Raw genomic sequence first — 4,982 nt, forward strand, 5'->3', positions numbered from 1 at the left:
TTAGCAGGGAAGTAGACTTACTCGTTTCTGGTTTGGCGCATCTGTCGGTCAAGTGAGTACGAGCTTGTGATTTGGTTCAGAAATTACGGTCAATTCTTCAGTTCTTTGCCAAGTAAATCAACGAATTGTGCTAAAACATAACAAAGCATTTAAGACGGATTCCCAACGCTTGGCGATTTCAGTTTAGGTCGGCTTCAGTGCTATATGTGGCAAGGTTTAGGTTAGGGTGGTCGCGTTGTTCACCACTTAATGCGGCGTTAGCCGTCATGGAGCTTGCTATACTCAAAGTGATAGAATAGTATCACTTTAGTATTCCTTTGGAGCAGCTCTCATGAAAGTAGAACTAGTTACATCACTCAAACGTCAAGCAACTAAGATCCTCGCGGATCTCCACGACACCAAAGAACCAGTGTTAATTACTGAGCATGGTAAGCCATCCGCGTATCTCGTTGATGTTGATGACTACGAGTTTATGCAAAATCGTTTAGCTATTCTTGAGGGTATTGCACGAGGTGAGCGTGCACTAGCTGAAGGTAAAGTGGTAAGTCATGATGAAGCTAAGGACAAAATGTCAAAATGGCTGAAATAATCTGGACTGAGCCAGCGTTATCTGACCTCAACGATATCGCTGAATACATCGCACTTGAAAATATCGTAGCTGCAAAGCAGTTAGTGCAAACGATCTTCTCCAAAGTCGAACGCTTGCAAACTTTCCCAGAGTCAGGTCGTATTCCACCCGAGCTAGAACACTTAAGTTATCGTGAAGTTTTCGTTAATCCATGTCGTGTTTTCTATAAACAAGACGGTGACAAAGTGTTTATTCTGTTTGTTATGCGTGCAGAGAGAGATTTGCGTAAGTTCCTGTTGAGTAAGCAGTAACCTTTGGGAATGAGCGGCTAACAATCTGTTTAAGAGTGATTCGCAACGCTTGGCATTTTTACTATGCGTTGCGTTTAGTGTTTAAGGTGGTATGCGGTGGCTTCGGTATTGCGTTGCTCACACCTTAACAGGGCGTTAGGCATCAAAGGTTACAAATGTACAGTTCGATATTGATACTATTGTATGGTTTTTGGGTTTCACTTGGTGCAGTTTCGGGTACTTGCACACAGGGAGATGATGGACGTTTTTATGCTTCGATAATGTATGGCTCAGTGCTGTTCATTCTCATCATGGTCAGGCTTCTTCGTGAAAATAGAGGTTTACAATTTATATGGATTACGCCCTTAATTGCTTTGTTAGTTGCTATGTCGGTAACTTATTTCTGGGCACCTTTTGTAATTGAAACAACCATTGAAGGTCATCATTTGTGTGGCAAAGAGTTTGATTCTCATTTGGTAGAGTCTGATGTCTGGTCTAGAAGCATACCAACGCTTCATATTGTTTTCTCGTTGGCTATTTTCATGCTTTCATTTTGGAAGTTAATTAGGTGCAAAACGGGTAAGTAGTTTGTGGTGACAAGATGCCTAACAAACTGCTCAAGAGTGATTCGCAACGCTTGGCATTTTTGCTATGCGTTGCGTTTTGTGTTTAAGGTGGCATGCGGGAGCTTCTGTATTGCGTTGCTCACACCTTAACAGGACGTTAGCTTTCTTCGCACTAGTACCTATCGTCAAGAGAAAAAGCCATATTTGAATTGTGGTTGTTGTTGTGTATTATCCGAGTTTCATAATAAGTTAACGTAATCATTAAGTATTCGTATGTTCGGAAAATTAATTAAAATTGCCTTAAAAGTCTTTGGTGTCTTAGCTCTTTTGATTGCTATTACAGTTGGTGGAATAATCGGAAAAGAGTTTGGAAAAGCCGCAGTCACTTCTACTCAAGAAGTGGAGAAACAGGCGAAAATTAATGAAGCCCTAAATAAAGCAGCGCAGCAAATTAATGCAACCACCCCAACAATGGTTGATGCTGAAACCCGTTTAGATAAGGCATCATTAGGTGAGGATTCAAGGCTTATCTATCATTACACATTGATCAATGTAGATCCTCAAAATGTAGATAAATCTTGGGTTAAGACAACTTTGCGTGATTCAGTCCTGCCATCTGTGTGTTCGAATGACAAAATGATCTCTTCAATCAAGTTTGGTGTTAATTTTGAGTACTCATATTCAGGAAGTAATGGCGTTTATCTCGGATCTTTCACCGCAAATCGTGATAGTTGTGGGTTCAAAAGCTAACAAACTGTTCAAGAGGGATTCGCAACGCGTGGCATTTTTACTATGCGTTGGTTTTAGTGTTTAAGGTGGTATGCGGCGGCTTTTGTATTGCGTTGCTCACCCCTTAACAGGGCGTTAGGCGACATGAGACAAACGATAGAGTAGTGATAGTATCTTGGCGTGAATCTAGCTTCAGTTAACAGAAAAGGAGTGGATTAATGAATGGTAAAGCATTTGATAATTGGCAAAAATCGCGAAAGAAAGGATGTTTAAATTGGCTTTTCAGAACAACTTTCGTCACAGCCATTTTGTACATAATTTTTAATGTTATTTTCCTTTATCCATCTTCTGATGCGGCAAGCATTACGGTTTTCTTATCGGATAATGCTCTTAATTACTCAATTTACACGATCGGGATGTTTTTCGCATTTTGGGCTATTTGGCTATACAACGAATCTTCGTATGAGAAAGAAGTTAAACGTAGAAATGTCGCCTAACAAACTGTTCAAGAGGGATTCGCAACGCGTGGCATTTTCACTATGCGTTGGTTTTAGTGTTTAAGGTGGTATGCGGCGGCTTTGGTATTGCGTTGCTCACCCCTTAACAGAGCGTTAGCACTATCAATAGTAATGGGGACAGTCAGTAAGTGGCAGATGATATGAACTATGACTCTGAGGGGTATAGTAAGACCCTAGAGAAGCTGGTGACATTAGCAGAGAAAGAATATTATGTGCAAATGGTTGATATTAATAGGCATCAGGTTGTTGTCAGTCGGGCTATTCTCTGGCTTTTAGTTGTATTAATTGGTTTTGACTTTGCTTTTGTAGAATGGATGCATTCGAAGCTATCTACAAGTGTTGACCTGTTTTCAGTCATGGTTGCATGCCTAGTCATTATCTCATTTGCAATAACGTCTGGAGTTATTGCGTTTGGTTTTGCAATTCTTTCTATTCCTGCCATTGGCGGTTACTCAAAGCTCTATGAAAATAGTTGGGCTGATTATGCAAATAACGCTTATGAGCGTTGGGGTTCCGAAGAACCGTTTGTCTATGAAACCGAAATGAGCACACTTTTGGGAAAAATAGATTCAGCTTGTAGTTTTGGTAGCAAAACTAACCAAAACCGAGGTGTCAAATTACGTATAGCTTCCATTCTAGCTATCATATCCGCAGTTTTCACATGTATAACATTTATCGTGTTTTCATTTGGTTATTACCTATAAGGAGCACTCAGTGTCAGATAAAAAGAAACCACCTATGCCTAAGCCACCGCAACCAATTCGCAATGATACAAGGCATGTAATTACGAACTCCAAAGAAAAAATTCCTCAGAAAAAATAGTGCTAACAATCTGTTTAAGAGTGATTCGCAACGCTTGGCATTTTTGCTATGCGTTGCGTTTAGTGTTTAAGGTGGTATGCGGAAGCATCGGTATTGCGTTGCTCACACCTTAACAGGGCGTTAGTTTGCAAGAGGAAAAATGCAGCTATATCGCAAGATCTAGTCGTAAAAGCTCAAAGTCGAAATTGTGGTATCACTTTCAATTTCAGTGTTAACTAACATGGTGAAAATCCAAAATTGGCATCGTTTCAACTATTGATTTATTCTTTGGTGCGGCGATTTTTGGGTTAACTGAGTTGAACTTTTTTGCTGAAACTCTGCTTGTTGAGTTTGTTGGTATAAAAGCCGATTTACACGCTGAAATGACGTTTTCTCTGGTGTGGTAAGTTCATGTGGTTTCAGTGGCTTTGTTGAAAGTCCGCATTGTAAGATTGGTTTTCCAAAAGCGCTTTTTGGTGTTGTGAGTTCGTTTTCTGCGGCGTTGTTTGTTCCAAGTGGTTTCATTGAGTAGCCGCTTTGAGATTACGCCTGACTTAAGTGCATCAAAACACATAAAGTTTATTGTTTGCAAAGTTTAAAATAACGTAAAATCAATGCGTTGGGTTTGCAAACTAACAAACTGCTCAAGAGGGATTCGCAACGCGTGGCATTTTTACTATGCGTTGATTTTAGTGATTAAGGTGGTTTGCGGCGGCTTTGGTATTGCGTTGCTCACCCCTTAGCAGGGCGTTAGTCGCCAGAAAAAGCTAGCAATCAAAATCATGTTTCTAAGCTCAAAACTTGGCTACTGGTTGTTTGATTCATAGTTCCATCTTCGACGGTCAAAGCTCATTTTCATTGGTTCTAAATCAATGCATTGCTATTTTCCAAGCGGTTGTTTAGTTCTTTGGTGGTGATAGAGCGGGGCAATCGAAAATCTGTTTTTGGTTGCAAATCTGCCTCGGTGAGTTTGTTGGTTTAAAGGCTTATTTACTTGCTGAAAAGACGTTTTCTCTGGTGTTGTAAGTTCCACGTGGTTTCAGTGACTTTGTTGAAAGTCCGCACTGTGAGATTGGTTTTGCAAAAGCGTTTTTTGGTGTTGTCAGTCCGTTTTCTACGGCGCTGTTTGTTCCAAGTGGTTTCATTGAGTAGCCGCTTTGAAACTACGCCTGACTTAAGTGCATCAAAGCACATAAAGTTTGTTGTTCGCAAAGTTTAGTTTGGCTTAAAATTGTCGCTCGGTGCCTCGCGACTAACAAACTGCTCAAGAGGGATTCGCAACGCGTGGCATTTTTACTATGCGTTGAATTTAGTGATTAAGGTGGTATGCAGCGGCTTCGGTATTGCGTTGCTCACCCCTTAGCAGGGCGTTATCGAGTCCCCCAGAATTACAGGCAAGGAGCCTAATTTGTTCAAGCTTTACTACTATCCAAAAAACGCGAGTTTGGCTCCACACTTTCTATTGCAGCATGTGAAAGCTGACTTTGAATTGTTGTTGGTAGACAAGAAG

Annotated in this window: 8 protein-coding genes and 1 pseudogene; 7 read left to right on the forward strand and 2 right to left on the reverse strand. The window is 40.7% G+C overall.

Features of this window, described 5'->3' with window-relative positions; all coding sequences use genetic code 11:
- Positions 1-331: 331 nt before the first annotated feature.
- The 6 genes from B853_RS16090 (at position 332) to B853_RS16135 (ending at position 3,375) form a co-directional block, all read left to right on the forward strand.
- Positions 332-589: a type II toxin-antitoxin system Phd/YefM family antitoxin gene (locus B853_RS16090; protein ID WP_038887913.1), complete on the forward strand. Its 258-nt coding sequence runs from the start codon at positions 332-334 to the stop codon at positions 587-589.
- On the forward strand, positions 577-879 hold the full coding sequence (locus tag B853_RS16095) for a type II toxin-antitoxin system RelE/ParE family toxin (protein WP_038887912.1): 303 nt from the start codon (positions 577-579) through the stop codon (positions 877-879). The genes B853_RS16090 and B853_RS16095 overlap by 13 nt, the downstream gene beginning before the upstream one ends.
- Before the next feature lie 155 nt (positions 880-1,034).
- The gene (locus tag B853_RS16105; RefSeq protein ID WP_038886173.1) at positions 1,035-1,445 is read left to right on the forward strand and encodes a hypothetical protein; all 411 of its coding nucleotides are present in this window, start codon (positions 1,035-1,037) and stop codon (positions 1,443-1,445) included.
- Positions 1,446-1,697: 252 nt separating this feature from the next.
- Positions 1,698-2,174: a hypothetical protein gene (locus B853_RS16115; protein WP_038886175.1), complete on the forward strand. Its 477-nt coding sequence runs from the start codon at positions 1,698-1,700 to the stop codon at positions 2,172-2,174.
- A 197-nt stretch (positions 2,175-2,371) separates the two neighbouring features.
- Entirely contained in the window at positions 2,372-2,650 is a 279-nt protein-coding gene (locus B853_RS16125) for a hypothetical protein (protein WP_038886177.1), read from the forward strand.
- A gap of 149 nt (positions 2,651-2,799) precedes the next feature.
- Entirely contained in the window at positions 2,800-3,375 is a 576-nt protein-coding gene (locus B853_RS16135; protein ID WP_128826942.1) for a hypothetical protein, read from the forward strand.
- A 370-nt stretch (positions 3,376-3,745) separates the two neighbouring features.
- Here the strand turns inward: B853_RS16135 and B853_RS26085 are convergent, their stop codons facing one another.
- Together B853_RS26085 and B853_RS26910 are read right to left on the reverse strand one after the other, a co-directional pair.
- Positions 3,746-3,997 (reverse strand): hypothetical protein, encoded by a 252-nt coding sequence (locus tag B853_RS26085; protein WP_160167639.1) that lies wholly within the window; start codon positions 3,995-3,997, stop codon positions 3,746-3,748.
- A 355-nt stretch (positions 3,998-4,352) separates the two neighbouring features.
- Positions 4,353-4,617 (reverse strand): annotated as a pseudogene (locus B853_RS26910) (hypothetical protein).
- Positions 4,618-4,880: 263 nt separating this feature from the next.
- Between B853_RS26910 and B853_RS26515 the strand changes: the two are divergent.
- The coding region (locus B853_RS26515; protein WP_487247907.1) for a thioredoxin domain-containing protein at positions 4,881-4,982 on the forward strand (102 nt) is incomplete at its 3' end.

This window comes from Vibrio rotiferianus CAIM 577 = LMG 21460, from assembly GCF_002741985.1.
In the GTDB taxonomy this organism is placed as follows: domain Bacteria; phylum Pseudomonadota; class Gammaproteobacteria; order Enterobacterales; family Vibrionaceae; genus Vibrio; species Vibrio rotiferianus.

Excerpts from the sequence above, each read along its gene's own strand:
- B853_RS16090 (WP_038887913.1), top strand. The coding sequence starts at position 332 with ATGAAAGTAGAACTAGTTACATCACTCAAACGTCAAGCAACTAAGATC.
- B853_RS16105 (WP_038886173.1), top strand. The coding sequence starts at position 1,035 with ATGTACAGTTCGATATTGATACTATTGTATGGTTTTTGGGTTTCACTT.
- B853_RS26085 (WP_160167639.1), bottom strand. The coding sequence starts at position 3,997 with ATGAAACCACTTGGAACAAACAACGCCGCAGAAAACGAACTCACAACA.
- B853_RS16095 (WP_038887912.1), top strand. The coding sequence starts at position 577 with ATGGCTGAAATAATCTGGACTGAGCCAGCGTTATCTGACCTCAACGAT.
- B853_RS16115 (WP_038886175.1), top strand. The coding sequence starts at position 1,698 with ATGTTCGGAAAATTAATTAAAATTGCCTTAAAAGTCTTTGGTGTCTTA.
- B853_RS16125 (WP_038886177.1), top strand. The coding sequence starts at position 2,372 with ATGAATGGTAAAGCATTTGATAATTGGCAAAAATCGCGAAAGAAAGGA.